The sequence below is a fragment of the Koromonas humicola genome (assembly GCF_059726255.1).
The window spans coordinates 3,636,120-3,652,731 of sequence record NZ_AP040873.1; the positions used below are offsets into that span (position 1 = coordinate 3,636,120).

18 protein-coding genes and 1 tRNA gene are annotated in these 16,612 nt (G+C 53.4%); 11 read left to right on the forward strand and 8 right to left on the reverse strand.

Annotation, left to right across the window (positions count from 1 at the left end; all coding sequences use genetic code 11):
- Nucleotides 1–34: 34 nt before the first annotated feature.
- From msrP to AC6IZD_RS15925, 6 genes are all read left to right on the forward strand, one after another.
- Entirely contained in the window at nucleotides 35–994 is a 960-nt protein-coding gene (gene msrP, locus AC6IZD_RS15900) for a protein-methionine-sulfoxide reductase catalytic subunit MsrP (protein WP_497784413.1), read from the forward strand.
- A gap of 135 nt (nucleotides 995–1,129) precedes the next feature.
- Entirely contained in the window at nucleotides 1,130–2,527 is a 1,398-nt protein-coding gene (gene fumC, locus AC6IZD_RS15905) for a class II fumarate hydratase (protein WP_497784415.1), read from the forward strand.
- Between the two features lie 67 nt (nucleotides 2,528–2,594).
- Complete coding sequence (locus AC6IZD_RS15910; RefSeq protein WP_497784417.1) at nucleotides 2,595–3,788, forward strand: VIT1/CCC1 transporter family protein; 1,194 nt, start codon at nucleotides 2,595–2,597, stop codon at nucleotides 3,786–3,788.
- A 99-nt stretch (nucleotides 3,789–3,887) separates the two neighbouring features.
- Nucleotides 3,888–3,964, forward strand: a tRNA-Pro gene (locus AC6IZD_RS15915).
- 127 nt (nucleotides 3,965–4,091) lie between these two features.
- On the forward strand, nucleotides 4,092–4,616 hold the full coding sequence (locus AC6IZD_RS15920; RefSeq protein ID WP_497784419.1) for a hypothetical protein: 525 nt from the start codon (nucleotides 4,092–4,094) through the stop codon (nucleotides 4,614–4,616).
- Nucleotides 4,617–4,996: 380 nt separating this feature from the next.
- Complete coding sequence (locus AC6IZD_RS15925) at nucleotides 4,997–5,923, forward strand: hypothetical protein (protein WP_497784420.1); 927 nt, start codon at nucleotides 4,997–4,999, stop codon at nucleotides 5,921–5,923.
- 67 nt (nucleotides 5,924–5,990) lie between these two features.
- Here AC6IZD_RS15925 and AC6IZD_RS15930 read toward each other — a convergent pair whose 3' ends face one another.
- The 3 genes from AC6IZD_RS15930 to AC6IZD_RS15940 all read right to left on the reverse strand — a co-directional run bounded on the left by AC6IZD_RS15930 (nucleotide 5,991) and on the right by AC6IZD_RS15940 (nucleotide 8,210).
- Nucleotides 5,991–6,383 (reverse strand): hypothetical protein, encoded by a 393-nt coding sequence (locus AC6IZD_RS15930; protein WP_497784421.1) that lies wholly within the window; start codon nucleotides 6,381–6,383, stop codon nucleotides 5,991–5,993.
- A 30-nt stretch (nucleotides 6,384–6,413) separates the two neighbouring features.
- Nucleotides 6,414–7,532, reverse strand: coding sequence for a tyrosine-type recombinase/integrase (locus AC6IZD_RS15935; RefSeq protein WP_497784422.1), 1,119 nt, complete (start codon nucleotides 7,530–7,532; stop codon nucleotides 6,414–6,416).
- A 498-nt stretch (nucleotides 7,533–8,030) separates the two neighbouring features.
- Entirely contained in the window at nucleotides 8,031–8,210 is a 180-nt protein-coding gene (locus AC6IZD_RS15940) for a hypothetical protein (protein ID WP_497784423.1), read from the reverse strand.
- A 219-nt stretch (nucleotides 8,211–8,429) separates the two neighbouring features.
- Here AC6IZD_RS15940 and AC6IZD_RS15945 point away from each other — a divergent pair, with 219 nt between their 5' ends.
- The 3 genes from AC6IZD_RS15945 to AC6IZD_RS15955 all read left to right on the forward strand — a co-directional run bounded on the left by AC6IZD_RS15945 (nucleotide 8,430) and on the right by AC6IZD_RS15955 (nucleotide 10,919).
- A complete protein-coding gene (locus AC6IZD_RS15945) occupies nucleotides 8,430–8,885 on the forward strand; it encodes a hypothetical protein (protein WP_497784424.1) in 456 nt (151 codons plus the stop codon).
- A 206-nt stretch (nucleotides 8,886–9,091) separates the two neighbouring features.
- A complete protein-coding gene (locus AC6IZD_RS15950) occupies nucleotides 9,092–9,904 on the forward strand; it encodes a hypothetical protein (RefSeq protein WP_497784425.1) in 813 nt (270 codons plus the stop codon).
- A complete protein-coding gene (locus AC6IZD_RS15955; RefSeq protein WP_497784426.1) occupies nucleotides 9,897–10,919 on the forward strand; it encodes a hypothetical protein in 1,023 nt (340 codons plus the stop codon). The genes AC6IZD_RS15950 and AC6IZD_RS15955 overlap by 8 nt, the downstream gene beginning before the upstream one ends.
- A gap of 76 nt (nucleotides 10,920–10,995) precedes the next feature.
- On the opposite strand, the gene AC6IZD_RS15960 is transcribed toward AC6IZD_RS15955, so the two are convergent.
- The gene (locus AC6IZD_RS15960) at nucleotides 10,996–11,949 is read right to left on the reverse strand and encodes a tyrosine-type recombinase/integrase (RefSeq protein ID WP_497784428.1); all 954 of its coding nucleotides are present in this window, start codon (nucleotides 11,947–11,949) and stop codon (nucleotides 10,996–10,998) included.
- Between the two features lie 158 nt (nucleotides 11,950–12,107).
- Nucleotides 12,108–12,485: a hypothetical protein gene (locus AC6IZD_RS15965; RefSeq protein ID WP_497784429.1), complete on the reverse strand. Its 378-nt coding sequence runs from the start codon at nucleotides 12,483–12,485 to the stop codon at nucleotides 12,108–12,110.
- Nucleotides 12,486–13,071: 586 nt separating this feature from the next.
- Between AC6IZD_RS15965 and AC6IZD_RS15970 the strand changes: the two genes are divergently transcribed.
- Nucleotides 13,072–13,308: a hypothetical protein gene (locus tag AC6IZD_RS15970; protein ID WP_497784431.1), complete on the forward strand. Its 237-nt coding sequence runs from the start codon at nucleotides 13,072–13,074 to the stop codon at nucleotides 13,306–13,308.
- Nucleotides 13,309–13,859: 551 nt separating this feature from the next.
- Here the strand turns inward: AC6IZD_RS15970 and AC6IZD_RS15975 are convergent.
- From AC6IZD_RS15975 to AC6IZD_RS15985, 3 genes are all read right to left on the reverse strand, one after another.
- Nucleotides 13,860–14,345, reverse strand: coding sequence for a DUF4365 domain-containing protein (locus tag AC6IZD_RS15975; RefSeq protein WP_497784432.1), 486 nt, complete (start codon nucleotides 14,343–14,345; stop codon nucleotides 13,860–13,862).
- A gap of 10 nt (nucleotides 14,346–14,355) precedes the next feature.
- Complete coding sequence (locus AC6IZD_RS15980) at nucleotides 14,356–15,057, reverse strand: Holliday junction resolvase-like protein (RefSeq protein WP_497784433.1); 702 nt, start codon at nucleotides 15,055–15,057, stop codon at nucleotides 14,356–14,358.
- A 96-nt stretch (nucleotides 15,058–15,153) separates the two neighbouring features.
- Nucleotides 15,154–15,360 carry a hypothetical protein gene (locus tag AC6IZD_RS15985; RefSeq protein WP_497784434.1) on the reverse strand — a complete coding sequence of 69 codons (207 nt, stop codon included), beginning with the start codon at nucleotides 15,358–15,360 and terminating at the stop codon, nucleotides 15,154–15,156.
- A 103-nt stretch (nucleotides 15,361–15,463) separates the two neighbouring features.
- Here AC6IZD_RS15985 and AC6IZD_RS15990 point away from each other — a divergent pair, with 103 nt between their 5' ends.
- On the forward strand, nucleotides 15,464–15,955 hold the full coding sequence (locus AC6IZD_RS15990; protein WP_497784435.1) for a YbjN domain-containing protein: 492 nt from the start codon (nucleotides 15,464–15,466) through the stop codon (nucleotides 15,953–15,955).
- Nucleotides 15,956–16,612 lie beyond the last annotated feature (657 nt).

The window sequence follows — 16,612 nt, forward strand, 5'->3', positions numbered from 1 at the left end:
TGCAGATGATTCGAAACGATTCAGGATCCCCGCAGTGAAATTCAGATTCAACGAACCGAAGTCCTCCGAAATTACTCCAAAGTCTCTCTACGTCGACCGCCGACGTTTTCTGGCCGCTGCTGCTGGGTTTGGTGCGGCCGCACTCTCAACCGACAAACTCATGGAGCTATTTTCGCCGTCGGTTGAGGCGCATGCAGGAAACGCATTGCAAGCCCGCAAGAGTCCCATCAGCACCACGGGGGAGAAACTCACGCCCTTGCAGGATGTCACCCACTACAACAACTTTTACGAGCTCTCGACCGACAAGGAGACCCCGGCCAAGCTTGCCTCAGGATTCCACCCCCTGCCCTGGACAGTGCAGATCGATGGTTTTGTACGCAAGCCACTGAAGTTGGACTTCGATTCCCTGATGAAACTCTCTCCGCTTGAGGAACGAGTTTACCGGCATCGTTGCGTTGAAGGCTGGTCCATGGTGATCCCCTGGATTGGCTACCCGCTCAAAGCGCTGCTCGACAAGGTCGAACCAACTTCACAGGCAAAGTTCGTGGCGTTCACCAGCGTCTCTCGCGCAAGCGAATTACCCGGCCAGCAGCGAAGCGTTCTGAACTGGCCTTATAAGGAAGGACTCCGACTGGATGAGGCGATGAACCCGCTCACCCTGCTCACCGTCGGACTCTACGGCGAGACGCTTCCCGGCCAGAATGGCGCTCCGGTTCGCATCGTCGTTCCATGGAAGTATGGATTCAAGAGTGCGAAGTCAATTGTCAGGATCACTCTGACCGACAAAATGCCGACTACAAGCTGGAATGAAGCCAATGCTCACGAATACGGCTTTTACTCCAACGTGAATCCTCAGGTTGATCATCCGCGATGGAGCCAGGCGAAGGAGCGTCGCATCGGCGAACTCTTCCGTCGCAACACGCTGATGTTCAACGGATACGGCGATTTTGTCGCCAGCATGTATAACGGAATGGATTTGCGAAAGAACTTCTAGTTCGAGCGGCTCGCAAGCCAGTTTGCGGGCCTTGCTTTTGCCTCCCCTGCTTCTCCCGCACAACTCCGCACGCGATGATCTGCACCCAACCCGAGGTGTGCCTTCAGGCGCAAATGTGAAGAGAGTGTGCAAGTCATGAGCGAGATGCGCAAAGAACGCGACAGCATGGGCGAGATCGCAGTACCAGCCAATAAGCTATGGGGAGCTCAAACACAGCGATCGATCGAATATTTCAGTATCGGCCACGACCTCATTCCGCGCGAGATGATCACCGCGTACGCCATCCTGAAGAAAGCCTCGGCAAATGCAAATCATTCCGGAGCGAGGCTCACGGCTGATCAGCACAAACTGATCGTGCAGGTTTGCGATGAAATCCTCGCAGGCCAGCACCAGGACATGTTTCCACTGCATGTCTGGATGACCGGAAGCGGCACCCAGTTCAACATGAACATAAACGAGGTCATCTCCAATCGCGCCTCGCAGATTGCCGGAACGCCGCTCGGCAGCAAGAACCCAGTGCACCCGAATGATCACGTGAACATGTCGCAATCGTCAAACGACACCTTCCCGGCTGCGATGTACATCGCCAGTGCCGTAGCCACCAAGCAACGCCTGATTCCGGCCTTGCGCTTGCTTCACGACTCCATTGCCGCAAAGGCAGAAGAGTGGAAGGACATCATCAAAATCGGACGCACGCACATGCAGGACGCCACTCCTCTCACCCTTGGGCAGGAGTGGTCAGGCTATGCTGGCCTGCTGGCCGAGGACTTGGATCGACTCGAACATTGCCTCACGGACGTATATAAGCTCGCGCTCGGCGGGACAGCCGTTGGTACCGGCATCAACGCATCCGAAGGTTTCGCCGAAGCTGCCGCAGCCGAGATCGCCAATCTCACGGGCCAACCCTTCATCACCGCGCCCAACAAGTTCACGGTCCAAGGATCGCATGATGCTCTTGTCCAACTGTCTGGAACCCTGCGCACCACGGCCGTTTCTCTCTACAAGATCGCGAACGATATCCGCCTTATGTCCTGCGGCCCACGTGCAGGATTCGCTGAGCTAATGATCCCGGAGAACGAGCCCGGATCCTCGATAATGCCTGGCAAGGTGAATCCCACGCAGGTGGAAGCCCTCACTATGATCGCCGTACAAGTGATGGCCAACGATGTTGCCGTAGGATTCGGTGGCGCAGGTGGCTACCTGGAAATGAACGTCTACAAGCCCCTGATGATCCACAACATCCTCCAGTCCATCACGCTCCTCACCGATGGCTGCACAAACTTCCGTCGCTTCCTTGTCGAAGGCACGCGACCCAACCTCGCCAAATTGAAGGAACACGTCGAGCGCTCGTTGATGCTAGTCACGGCCCTAGCTCCAGTGATCGGCTACGACAAGGCGAGCGAGATCGCGCATCACGCGGTCGAGAAAGACTCGACACTAAAGGCTGCGGCACTCGAACTAGGTTACATCAGCGAGGAGGATTTCGATCGCATCGTCGATCCGGCGAAGATGGTGCGCCCCGGCACCCGTTGAATCACTTCAGATGGCGTCAGAGATGGTGGATTGTCGGGCTCGCTCGCCGAGGGTATCATGGCCAGTTATGAACAATGCCGCACGAGACAGAGTTCTGCATGCGCTTGCCCAGAACTGGCAGGCTGAAATGCGTGGATTCCACACTTACAACGCATTTTCGGAGAGAGACGACGATCCCATCCGCAGGCGCATTCTGCGCAACCTTGCTGAAGCCGAAGCGCGCCATGCCTCCATGTGGGCCAAGCGAATCATCGAACTCGGCGGCCATACGCCACAATACGATGGATCTGCCGGAGGCGATGCCGATAGCCTCGCCAATCGAGTGGGCGGCACTGGCGTCGCCTTGCGTAGGTTGGAAATCGACGAGAGCCGCGACATTGCGCGCTACGGCAAGCAACTCGAAGAGCTCGGCGACGAACCTAGCATATCTATCCTGCACGAGGTGATTGCCGACGAACAGGAGCACTACCGCGAACTCGGTAGCCTTATTCGCCAACACTATCCATCTTCTGCCGTGGCCGAAGTAAAGGCCGATCCCAAGGAAGAGATCGCCGAACTACTCGCCAAGCGCTCGAACTCCGGCAAGCAGGCCGCTGGATGGATAGGTGATGCAATATACGGGGTCAACGACGGCCTTGGAGCCATTTTCGGAATCGTATCCGGCGTCTCCGGCGCAACCTTGGGCAACTCAAGGTACGTGTTGCTTGCGGGCATCGCAGGCATGGTCGCCAGCGCGTTGTCCATGGGCTCCGGTGCCTACCTCGCAGCCAAGAGCGAAGCTGAAATCTACGAAGCCGAACTCGCGCGCGAGCGCGAAGCCATGGAAATGAACGGACTCGAAGCTCGCGAACTCCTGTCGCTCTATTACCAGGTGAAGGGACTCCCGCAGGAAGACGCGGATCGAACCGTCGAGCACATAGCCAAGAACCCCGAACAGATGCTCCGAGCATTGGCCGCCGAGCGACTCAATTTGACCGAGGAGGCCCTGAGCAATCCAATCACGTCCGCCTTCTCGGGCACGTTATCGACGGCTATTGGCGCGTTCATCCCTATCATTCCGTTCTTTTTCATGAGTGGGTATCCAGCGGTCATAGTTTCCGCAATTGTGTCTCTGGTTGCGCACTTCGCGGTGGGTGCCGCGAAAACCCTCATCACGGTGCGCTCCTGGTTTAGCAGCGGCATGGAAATGACAGTAGTAGGAGCGGTCGAGGGCATCGTGACCTACGTGATCGGTATTGGACTAGGGAGACTGGGCGCTTAGGCCCGGTCTCAGGTGCTCTGCCGGAAATGCACAGCAGGCTTTTTGCGCAGGCTTGCTGCTCTGTTATAATCCAAATCAACGCGTAACCGCGCCAACAGTCGGGGAGTGGCTCAGCCTGGTAGAGCACCTGGTTCGGGACCAGGGGGTCGGAGGTTCAAATCCTCTCTCCCCGACCAATCTTTTCTCAAGCAAAATCAGGAACTTACAAACTCCTCATTTGGAGCTTTTGCTATTTTGGGTCACCCAAAAAGTCACCCAAAGCGGATGCTTCTGTTCAACGACACTAACTGATAACTTTAAACTATGGCCAAGAAGCAGCCGCTCTGGAAGAATTTAGAAGATGTTGTACGGGCCATCGTAGCTCGCCATAAAAACGTCTTCGAACTGGAAGCCGTCCACCCAACGACGGGAAAACTGGACGGAAAATCTGGGTATTGCTGGAATATCGAGGTAATCGGGTACACGCGTGGCGAACGAAAAGCTGTCATCTTTGAGGTTCGTCGCAAAACTAAGAAGAACATAGAACCAGAAGAAGCCGGAGCTTTGGCATATCGAGTGGAAGACTCAGGCGCGGACAAAGGATATTTCGTCACCCTTCTTGGGCGGAGCCTCTCGACTGGGGCACAGAAGATTGCCGAACACGAAAAAATCGGGCATGTACAAGTATCAGTCGAATCCACGCCCGAGAATTACATAATGCGTTATCTGAACCAGTTCTTTCTCGGCCTTACAGATGACATGGGTGCGATGGTCGACCAAATACGAGGAACGCTTCGGATTCTGGACGAAAATGGGAATGTAATTTCCGAAGAGGAGCTTAGAGGTTAGCGAGAACGCGCAGGTTCCCGGTTTTCCGTTCCGACCTTGCTCGCAACTGAGCTGAGTTCTGGCCAGTTACATTTCGCCACGAAGGGGGGCTGAGTCTGAGACAGAATATCTTCTACTCATGGCAGTCTGACCTTGATTCAGCGTTAAACCGAAATTTCATCGAGGATGCTCTAAAGAAAGCTGTAAAGGAAATCGGGCGTGACAAGACTCTTAGGGTCGAGCCGGTGATAGACCGCGACACGGCGGGACATTCTGGCGCTCCCGACATTGCAAACACCATTTTTTCGAAGATTTCAGAATCAGATGTTTTTGTATGTGACGCTTCAATCGTCAACAGCCGCAGGTTCTTCCAACCGAAAAGACTGACTCCAAACCCAAACGTGCTGACAGAATTAGGGTACGCAGTTGCACGGTTAGGATGGAATCGAATCATTCTGGTGCAAAACTCCGCGTACGGTGGGCCGGAAGCACTTCCATTCGACCTTCGCGGTCGCCGAACAGTCACCTACGAACTTGCTAGCCGTTCAAGAGACCGTGCTGCATTGAAAGCAGGTTTACGTGACAGGCTCGCAGCCGCAATCAAGGAAGTGTTGAAAGTTGACAAGAAAACGTCCCGATGGTGGGGATTTTGGGAGTTCTCTTCAGCCGGAGGCGGTGGAACACTGTTCATCTATGAAGTGGGGTCTACTGGCTTCTTATTTCAGCTTGTCGTCGTCAATGGCGCTCACACAGGAACCCTCACTGGCGGATTTGCGCGATTTATTAGCACCGACTCAGCATACGCCATCATTCAATCCTCCGACCCCAGTCGCCCATGTGAACTGTCGTTCAAGAGGAATGCCGAAACAGCGGAGATGACGGTTCAGGAAAGCTATTGTCACGATTTTCATGGGATGGGCGTGAGCTTTGATGGCCGCTTCTCACTCGAACAGGAGTTGCTCTTCGATTTCGGCTTTCTCGACGAACTTGACTTGGAGCGGCTCTACAGAATTACGGGCGAGCATTTCAAGAAATTGAGACCCCGGTTCGTTCGTGTCGCAGAGGAAAAAAGCGAAGACGAATTCGCGGCTCGCGTATTCTGCGGCGGCGTCGCTGGCATGTACACCATCATGGAAGGCATCATTATGCGGGGTGATGGCGGCCAGTTGTGGGTCGCGTTCATTGACGACGGCGTCGTTCGATACTTCACGACTGAACACGAATTCAAGGACAAGCTACCATTGACTATCGAGAAATGGCGAGAGTCATTCAAATCTGTACCCGTTGAGTTCAATTCTCCCGTTGTTTCAATTCCCGCTGATTTCTGAGTTGCCTTCCGTTCGTTAGGTCGAGGTTCCCAACACGAGACGAGAATTCTGTCCCCACGACTACCCACTAATTGGGCTTGCCATAAATTAGAGACTTGAAAACTGGCCTCCCATTCCTCTTCTCCCCTGTCCGCCACACCATTCCCGTGGCGACGCTCCAGTCGAGGATGAACTTTATTATGCCCTCAGGGTCACAAGACCAGTCGGCGTAATCTACGCCGGTGTGTGTCCACATGCCCGATGTCCGGAGCCTGTCGCCAATAGTTTCAACAAACTCTTTCGGCAACCCGGTCAGCGTACAAATGCTTTCACTGCGCGGTCCCAGATAGAGCGCCGCCACCATAACCACCGCAGCTTCGCGGTCTTCTGAAGTGGCGTTCTTCGGGACAAACTGAGCTACTGTTTGTTGTATGTGCGACAGTGTTTGATTGCTGGCATTGATATCGGTACCGGGTTTCATTGTTCGTCTATTCTCCGTAGTATCTTGCTATTACTCGCTCGTTTCATTTCCCCAAATCAGCTTCCCAATTCCTTCGACCGCCGCTGCCCTCTGTTCCCACCATGAACCCGTGTAGATGTTCTGCGTCACATCCACTTCGGAATGCCCCATGTTGTCGCGGGTTACTTCAGGGCTTGCGCCCGTGCGCATTGAAAGGCTCGAATGCAGGTGGCGCAGGTTGTGGAAGGTGCAAGGGGGCAAGTTCAACTCCTTGAGCGTTGGCTTGAGTTGGCGATTGAGCATGTTGCGCCTGCTAATGGGTGAACCATTGCGGGCACAGAACACGAGGTCATCGGGTTTGCGCCGTTTTGTGAGCTTCCATGCCGTTTCGAACCACTTCTTCATAGAGCCATTCAGCGGTACATCGCGGTCACCCGATTCGGTTTTCGTATCATCAAACTCGCCTTCGTAGACGCGTTCCCGAATCTCGATTCGGTCTTTCAAAATTCGTTTCCAGCGCAACGCTGCAACTTCACCGAAGCGAAGTGAGCCGTTCACCATGAGGGTAACGAGAGCATTTGTTGGCCACGGCAAGGCTTCAATCAAATTGCGAATTTCGGCTGGCGTAAGCATCGTGCGCTGGTGCTGATTGCGCGATATGCGGGGCAGACGAACCCCGACAGCGGGGTTGTCTCCCAACAAGCCCCAACGTTTGCCTTCATTGAGAATGGCGCGGAAACAAGCGTGGAGGTTCTTAACCGTCTTCGGTGCCAGCTTCGTTTGCGCGTTGATGAAATCTTGAACCGCAATACGACGAATCTTGGTTAACCGTGTCCTACCGAATTCGGGGATGAGGTACGTTTCCAAGAAGAATTCGTAGTTCATCCGCGTCGAGTTCTTGAGGTGGCGGGATACCTTGTCCCTGTACAACTTCACGAGGGATGAGAACGTGTCCCCATCTGTAGAACAGAGCTGCGGTGAATTGTTGCGCTCGTTTACCTGCTCCATGAATTCATCAGCGCGCTTTTGGGCCTCGCGCTTGGTGGGCACGTACTTCTTCGACCACTTTTTCCCGCGCTTCGTGCGTGGAGTGGTGGTGTAGTCCCAATAATCAATGCGCCACTTATCCCCGAACTCCTTAACCTTTACGTCCTGATACCGTTCCCTCAACCAATGCCTCCTCGAACCGAGGAGAGGACCGGTAACAGTGAAACCAGGGAAATTCAAGCTGCTTGACCCAAGTGCGCTCATGCCGTTTGCTCTCCATGCGCACGCACGAACGAACGCAATTCACCACAACGGCAGCGAACGTAACGCCCAACGTGGAACAAAGGGAGGTCGTTCTTGTGTTGATAAACCCAACTTGCAGGGACGCGGAGCAGGTGCGCGATTTCTGGCGGAGTGAAGATGAAATCGCAAGAACCATTCCCCGTGCAATCGTGTTCCAGAAGCAATTTGTTCTTCGACATTGAAGCCCGTGTCAACCAGCCCGTATTCTCCAGCCCGAGCTAGGCCGAAGTTCGGGGCTTCCAAGCAACGGGGCGTGGTTCGAACGATTTGGTTATCGCGGGATGCGTGCAGTATTCGAGGACGTAGAGATGACTGCTTTTCATGCCCTACGGTACGTTAACGTGGAAAAAGGATATCAGTGATTGGAAGGTACTGATTTCAGGTCAATTGTGCTCTGACTATTTGTTCGATGAAGTCCATGATTTCTTCACGGATGGTCATTTCCCGGCCATATGTTCGTTCGAATATCTTCTTTTTAACTTCATGCCGCTTGCGAAAGTTCTTGAAGCGAACACCATAGTTCTCACGTGCTTTGATAAGAGCAAGGAAGTTCTTCATGTAGGCATCGCTGCCTCCTTCCTGCCACCCCAATTCGGCTAACAGCTTCCGCTTCCCCCAGACAACCCGCATTGACTTGGAACGTGTTCTGCTTATAGTCACGAGCTAATTGTCTCTTTTTCATCCAGTTACAGCAACTGATAACCTTTTCGCCATTTTATGCACCTATGGGCGTCACCCCACTGGGTGCCTTAACAAATAATCTCCGCGAAGGCGACGATGGAAATTTCCCTGAAACACGAAAATGTGATGAACTTCATCAATCAACTCCTTGGAAATCAAGGATTTATCGTTTCGAACACGTTCTACGAAGGTATCGAGGACGCGGCGCGGCTGTCGAAAATCACGCACATCGCCATAGATGATGCTACGGCTACCTTTCGGCTGGACTGCGACAACTTAGAAGTGCGGGTGAGCCACTCCCAATTGTTAACGTTTCTCGAAAACCAAATGAAAGATGCGCGCCATGGAATTTGGAACGGCGATGCGCTCTGCCTCAGCCCAGAAACTCGTGCGTGCGCATTCCTGAAGCAAGTCGTCGGTGCGTCATTAACGAACAAATTTATAAGGTTCACCGCTTGCGAAAAGACGGAAGAAGAATTGGCGTGCGATGCGCGTGCTGCGGGTGCGTTCGTTGAAGCAGACAAAGTCAAGCGACTCAAAGGGAAAGCGTAGACCCGGCCACCATGACTCCCAGGACATTAAAGTGTAATCAGAAGCTGGTCTTCATCATCGCCTGCGAAGACGGCTTAAAACTCTCGGCAGAAGCGCGGGCGAAGCATTATCACGTATTGCTTGCGCTCTTGCGGTGCTGCAACCAACACACCCCAGCGAAATGCTGGCCGTCACTTCCAACCATTGCAAGGCGCACCCACTATGGGTTGACCACGGTAAAAACTGTCTTGGCCGACCTCACGCGTTGGGGCGTTGTGTCAATCGAACATCGTTTTAACAGCAGTAATGTTTACACGATTCACTGGCACAGTCTTGAAGGTGCCACACACGTTCAGAGCGCACTCAAGAAGCAGGAAGGAAACATAGTAGACGTTTCGGGGTCGCACATAGTGGACGCTTCAGCAGAAAACATAGTGGCCGTTTCCACACCCGACATAGCAGACATCGGGTCGTCTCCTAAGGTTTTAGAAGTAAAAGATATGAACTCTTCTAACGCGCAGGTGATTGAAAGCACGAGTTCAAAAAAGGAAGACGTTCTTCAGATTTGGCAATCTTGGAATGAAGCGATTGCTTCATCAACTCAGTTCACAGGCACTCCGATTCCTTCATCGCTCACCACAAGTGAGGGCGACGTGACTGCGAACACCCTATTCCGGGCAATCAACACATGGATTCAAGCCAATCCTGATTGGCGCGAGCGATGGCAAATGGTCATCAACGAAATTCCTATCAATCGATGGTTCAAAGGATTCCCCAAGAGCAACGGAGAACTCTGGCACCCGACGCTTAGCGAAATGTTCGTTCCTAAGGGTGGCTACTTCAAGAAAGGCGTGGGATACGTGGCGAGCAATGGCAAAGATATTGGTGTGGAACGTGCTCTTTCCGGCGAATTCGAATCGATGCGCCTCCCAACGGCAGTGAACACCAAGAACACAGCACATTCGCAATCAGCGATAGATATTCATGCCAAGCGGAAGGGATTCAGCCAGCTTGGGGCGAAGGTAAAGGTAAATGAATAATTCGGATTTGGAAAAAGCACTAATACAGGCGCTCGCACCAACTGAGCAGTCAGCAGCGAAGGAGCAACAGCACGGGTTGCTCTACGATGTGGAAGCACGTCGGGCAGCACGTAATGCCGCCCAGCAGAAATGCCGGGAACGGATAAGGCAGACCGAAGCACTCGTGAGGAGCTATTCGTACACCTGTGCGGTCTGCGGAAAGAGTGCCACATTCGAGACTGTTAAGAAGCTGAGCCACATTACGCTTGATGGCGCAGACGTTGATGTGCCTCCGTTCAAGTTGGCGTATGGCTCAATTTACTTCGTGGAAGACGGGAAGCCCGTGATGCAGGGCAATCCACCGTTCATCGTGTGTTCCAATGAATGCAGGTTGGCTTGGATTCGCAAGTACTGGAAAACTTGCCCAACGATTAAGTATTGGCTGAAGATGACCACGACCGTGCCACGCAAGGTTTACGTGGCCGGAAGTCTGGAAGAACTCAAGAATGACACCGCCGATGAAGCGGGCATCACGAATTGTGACGCCCTCGATGAAATCCAGGCTGAACTGAATGGCGAAAAGGGCTTCTATCTTTTCGGGGATTCAGGGTGCGGAAAGACCACAATCGCTGCCTGCATCGCGAACCAGTACGTGTTGAACGAGAAAACGGTGAAGTGGATCTCGTACAACGACCTTCAAGAGGCATTGGAGATGAAGTTCGCAAACGCCGTCTTGGCTGGTTTCATTTACCGCAACGTAGATGCGGAATACGACAAGGTGATTTCTAAAGGAGCACCTTGGGATGTTGTGGTGCTGGATGATATCTCGAACGATTTCCCGCCAAACTCACCCCAGCACGCTCGCTTGAAGCGTTTGTTCTCCCAGTGGTACGAAATACGTTGCAAGCTGATTATCACCTCCAACGTAGACATTGAAGAGATTGGAAATGCGATTGGGAAAATGGTGTTCAGTCGTCTCATGGAGATGGTTCACTTTGTGCCGCTGCCAAAAGTGGACTTTAGGGTAGTGCAGTAGTGTTGGGTTGTTGCTCAGCTTGGCGGAATGGATGAAGCCCCGGAGGTTCGCTCTGGGGCTTCGGCCTTGTTTTCGATTACAGTAGTTTCGATATGAGCTTGGCCGCCTTGACGTTCGCGCTTATGCCGCGTCGGTCATAAATCAGCGTTGTGCTGATGTTGCGATGGCCAGCGAGCTTCTGAACCACGGACAAGTCGGCACCCGCTGAAAGCAAATCCGTGATGAACGTGCGTCGAAGGTCGTGTAGAGAAAAGTGCTCCACGCCCGCCTGTTCACCCCTCTTTCGGAAAATCAGTGCCAATCCGTCATCTGACATCCGGCGGTGGCTGAGCTTTCCGCCCCGAACAAACGGAACGAACAACGGCCCATCCCAATCACTACGGACATTCACCCACGCATCCATAGCCACCTTGACGCTTTCGAGTACGAGGCCAAGCCTCGGTTTTCCACCTTTGCCATCAATGCTCAGGGTTCCTTCCGACGTATCGTAATCTTCGAAGTTCAACCCGACCAGTTCAGAGCGGCGAAGCCCGATACCATACAGAACTGAAAGCAAAGCCGTGTCCCGAACTCCGGCAATAGTTGTATCCGCAGCGCAAACGTCGAACAGCTTCTTGAGTTCTTCGTTCGTCAAAGCGCGGCCACGGGGTTCATCCTCAGCACGGATGGAAGCAATGTCACATGCACGGGCGCAATCATCATGGCTCATAAGCCCGAGCCGCCAACACTCCTTGAGCACACCCCGCACGGCGGCGAGGATTCGCTTGCAGGTTGCAGGTCTGTATCGGGTCAAGAGCCAGTTCCTTACTGCGGCAGTTTGGTTGTAGCGAATCGAAGGCCAGTCCACTTGGTCGGCCTTGGCTGGTCGGCCCAAAAGAAAGGTGGCCACTGTATCCAGAGCATCCTTCATTCCCCTACGTGAGCCGATGCCGAGGTGGTCGATATAAACATCCACCGGGCTTGCAGAAGGCCGCCGGGTGCCTTCCAGAACGGCCTGATGGGGTTTAGGCACTAAGAATGGAACACTCATTTGTTCTCCTTGAACGGTGTGGGAATGGTCGGTAGAAGACCTTTTCACATTTCCAATCTGTTGGTGCGAACGGAAACGGCAAACACCTCACGAGAGAACTGGGACACAACGAAAAAGCCCCAACCATCTAAGGTCGGGGCATTCAACCGGGTCGGCAACTAGGCTTCGGGGTGGGTCTTCGGTTCATCGGGCTTGGCCACCACGGTTAGCTTCGGGGTGGATTTCGGTTTGGTTTTCTTCGCTGTTGCCTTCGGGACCTTCTTTGCGGAGGCCTTCTTCGGTTCCGAATCTTTCTTGGCTTTGTTGCGCCGAACGAATCGAATCAACTTTCCACCATCAATGCGGATGCCTTTGTTCATGGCAACGCTGCACTTGGCTCGAATGGACTTCGTCGGGTCTTCCCCTTCTGCGTTGTAATGCCCATCGAGGGCTTTGGCCATTTCCAAGTAGCTCTTGCCTTCATCCCACATCTTCTTCAGCCGTGCCCAGTTGAACGGCGCCCGCTTTTGCGTTTCCTTCTTCGCTGCTTTCCCCATCGCTTCTCCTTGTGCTGGCAATCCCAGCGGGAATACAGCGATAGGTGCGTCTCCATCCACAGTCGCTCTCAGTGCGTGTTAACGGGCCACGCTCTCAGCGATAAGACAATCTCTTTTGTCAAAGGCTCACCGACCCTTCGGGACACGATATCGAAACCGATTTTCGCTGACTGGCCGTCCGGAAAAGCTCGCAATTTTTTTCAAATCTCGACCCTCGTTTTTGAACGCACATTGAGGTAAACGATGCTTTGTCACGCACCCGTGGGCATGAGTTCATCAACCTCAGCCGATAACAAACCCTGCGTTGTGAAGTTCCCATTTGGGCGGCTCGTGGCCACACCCGGTGCCCTTGAATCATTTCAACGAACAGGTGATAGCCCCATTCACTTGTTGCGCCGACACCTTGCAGGTGATTGGGGCAACTTGGACGAGCATGACCGATTGGAGAACGAGCGTTCACTAGCGGAAGGGTTCAGATTGCTTTCGGCATATCACCTGAAAGACCGAACGAAGGTCTGGGTGATAACGGAAGCTGACCGCTCATGCACAACGTTTCTTCTGCCCGACGAATACTGAAGAGGCTACCGTGGCCAGTGACGCACCTACGCACATGAGCGACCTAACGAAGAAAGACGAAGAAATTCTGGGGAAGCTGTTCGAGATGGCCGGGTACTGTGAGGCGATGCTCGGTATTCGTTTCAAGAAGATAACCCCGCGACCCGATAACAAGCACCTTGTCCGACTGCTTGAACAAGTGGCCTTTCACGTTCAGGATATTTCAAACGAACTGCACGAATTCGCACGTGGCTGGGGATACGAATAAGCAGCCTCTGGCACATCATCCATGTTCCGCAAGAACTATACGAAGTTGATGATGTGCAGATTGCCGCAACTATCTTGGCAACTTCGGGATGCGTGGAATTTCGTTCAAAGTAACCACCCGCTCGCCATTTGTGCTGGCAACCCCCAATGCGAGCACGGCGACTGAGGTTCCACGTTCCCGCACTTCACTACGGCCAATGAGTGGCCGATTTCCTCACGCAACCCTCGGGTTTCGTTGCAGATGCGGAGAATCGAAGAAGGATTTACCACCCGCCCAAGGGTATCGGGAACACCTCAGGGACCGGGGTTCCACGTTCCCGCACCTATAGACATCCGATTATTGGCCTATTCGCTCGCAACTCACGGACGGGCTTGCAGATGCGGCGAATTCTGACTGCCACTCAAAGGTACTGAGGACTCATCAGCGACAAAGGCTCCACGTTCCCGCACCTCTAGACAACCCTTGATGCGCACAGTTGTTCCGCAACTGTGGGACGTGCTTACAGATGCGGAGTATTCCGATGGTTTTGGTCGCTCGTCCAAGGGTATCCGTTACAAGCAGGCTATAGCTGTCTCGAACGCGCAATCCTGAGCCAATCTTTCGAGCTTCCGTTTTGAAAGAGTCAGTCCCCACTCCGGCGGGCTTTGCTTGCCCTCGCCATAATCGCGACTTTCGAACAAAGGATTTGGGGATGTCCCGATAGCAGAGGGCAGGAGAAACAGCTTGGGTTCCTCACCATTCACAAACTGAACAAGTGCCAGCAGCAGCGATGGGGAGATTAGGAACTTCTCCTTTGGAAGAAAGATGTACGGGGTGTTCTTTGAGGGGAGCCGATACGATTTCACCTGAACATCAAAGTGCCGCGCATCTCGGGTTCGAACGACGAAATCAATACCGTGGTCATCGACCTCGCTAGTGAATACGTCACACCCGAACAGCACAAATTCCATCTTGGCGAGATATTCAGCATATTTGCCAAGTTGCAATCGATTCAGCCGCGACCAATCGTGCCGATTGTCAGCCTGAGACATGTTCATCCAATAATCCTTATTTAGCTGTTGCCGCTCGCGACTTGGCGGGCAGTTGTTTGGTTATTGGAATATCGGGATTCCCGATGTACCAAACTTCGGTAGAGACCCTGTTCCTCTCAACAACATCGCGAATACTACGCTGTACGGGTGACAGCTTACTCGTGCCGCACTTCACTTCAATGAATGCAATCTGCTTCACTTGACGCTCTACGGTTAGCCCATCGAAAAGCACGTAATCAACAGGGTCGGAGATACAGCGCATATCACGAGGGTCATATTGGAAGGTGCGGAAGCACGGAGCCAAGCGCTCAAGCAATTTCCCGAGCAGGGTCGCCCGCGATTGTTGTACCGCCACCTTGTTCGAATCTTTAATGAGTTTTTGCACCTCGGTGTTGCTGGACAAGATTTGCCGAACCCGATTGCGTGCATCACGTTCCAGCCGGTTTTCCCTATCGCGAAGGTCGCGTTCAGTGAGGCTTAGCTCTTCCTCTCTTTCCGCAATTTCAACTTCACGCTCTGCGACTTCCGACTCCTTTTCCGCGAGTGCCGCCTGTTGCTTTTGCAGACGGCGCAACCAATCCCGAGGGGGTTCGGGGCTTGTGCTGATTGCAGCATCGGACAGTCGGAATACGCACCCACAATCGGGGCAGCGGCCCCAAAGATGCCGAGCAGTCTTAAAGAAGGCCAACAGGTCTCGCACGAATCCGTTATCAGCCATCCACGCCTCCTATCGAGAGATTTCAGCCTAGCCACAACGTTGACCCACGGCAATACAAAAGAAACGGCAGCGGCTTTCCCACCGCTACCGTCTTATTTACTTCTTCTTATTGTTGTTTCGGTTGAACAGCAGCCCCGGCAATCTGCTTCGGCTAACCAACGTCCCGTTCGGAGTGACCGTCCCCGTCTTCCCCACGTTCCCAACGGGCTGGTCGTTACTGTTGTAGACGTGCTTCTTTCCATCGGGCAGGTTCGAAATCGAGCCAATTCGTTTCCCAAACCCGTCCCAAACGTTCTTCGCCATTCGAAAAACCTCCTTGGGCATAGGTGCGAGCGTGGCCGAACCATGCCTCAACCGAGTGAGAGGCCAGCCGAAGAGGGACGCACCAATGGGCAGGAGGAAGCCCGTGGAACTACTAAAAAGAATTCAGGAACTGCTTCGAACGAAGGACGTAACCGCCGATTTCGACGGCGATGATGAACTGACCTTTCTCGCCAGAACTGGCCCACTCAGTGTTCGCATGAGAATCAACGTTCGGAAGGAAGCCGTCATGGTCTGTGCCCACATCCCGCTGTTCGTAGCCGAGCATCGCCGCCAGGCGATGTGCGAGGCAATGTCTCTTGCAAATTTCCAATTGAGATTCGCGAGATTTGAGATGGACTCGACAGACGGGGAACTTCGATGCCGTACGGATATGCCGCTGTATGACAGCGTTCCAACCGACGAGCAGTTAACGCGATTGATGTACGGAGTGTGGAGCATCACTGAGCGGTACGGCGCGGCACTGGTCGAAGTCATGATGACGGATATACAGCCTTCCGTTGCAATCCAGCGTGCAGAATCAGGTCCTGCCCCGAATGTGCGCCCTGTCGGGCAAGCGAATTATTCAGTCAATTGAGAAGACCCGAGTAGCACATTCTGGAACTTCCATTAGAATCGAAGGGAGATTCCAACCCATGAACAACTACGATACCTGGCTGAATGACGTCCGTACGGCTTTGGCGAGCATCAACATGCCTTTTGATGAATGGCAGCAATCCTGCCGATTCGACTTCGAACGTGAATTCAGGGCCGGAACATCGGCGAGTGTGGCGGCATCGAAAGCGAACCGATATTGGTGGCACGAGCAAAATAGGCGACTCGACCAAGACTGCAGAGAGACTTCGAACTGCTGGCTGCCGCGTCGACATTCGGGCAATTGCGAGCCTGTTTAGTTTGCTTTCCCAGCAAGTCCCATAACAGGAAGCGGTTTCTGACAAATTGACGTGCAGGTTTTTTGCGAAAGAACTCTGTTTATACGTTTCGACAAGAGTGGCAAAATAAAAGCGAAAATGGCCAAATGGGTGGAATCATCGGCGGCAGAACGAAAGATATCGGCAATGGTTGTGTCGTTACTGCAGTCTGCCGAGCTGTCAGAAAAGCAAATCTGCGAGTTCTTGGAAGCTCTTCCCTTGGAGGCTACTGGCGGGAGGCAAGTCGCCGATGATTCCGTTGACAGGGTTGTCGCGAACGTGTTCGAAGAGGTGCCACAACTGAGGGCTGTTGATTTTCGGAG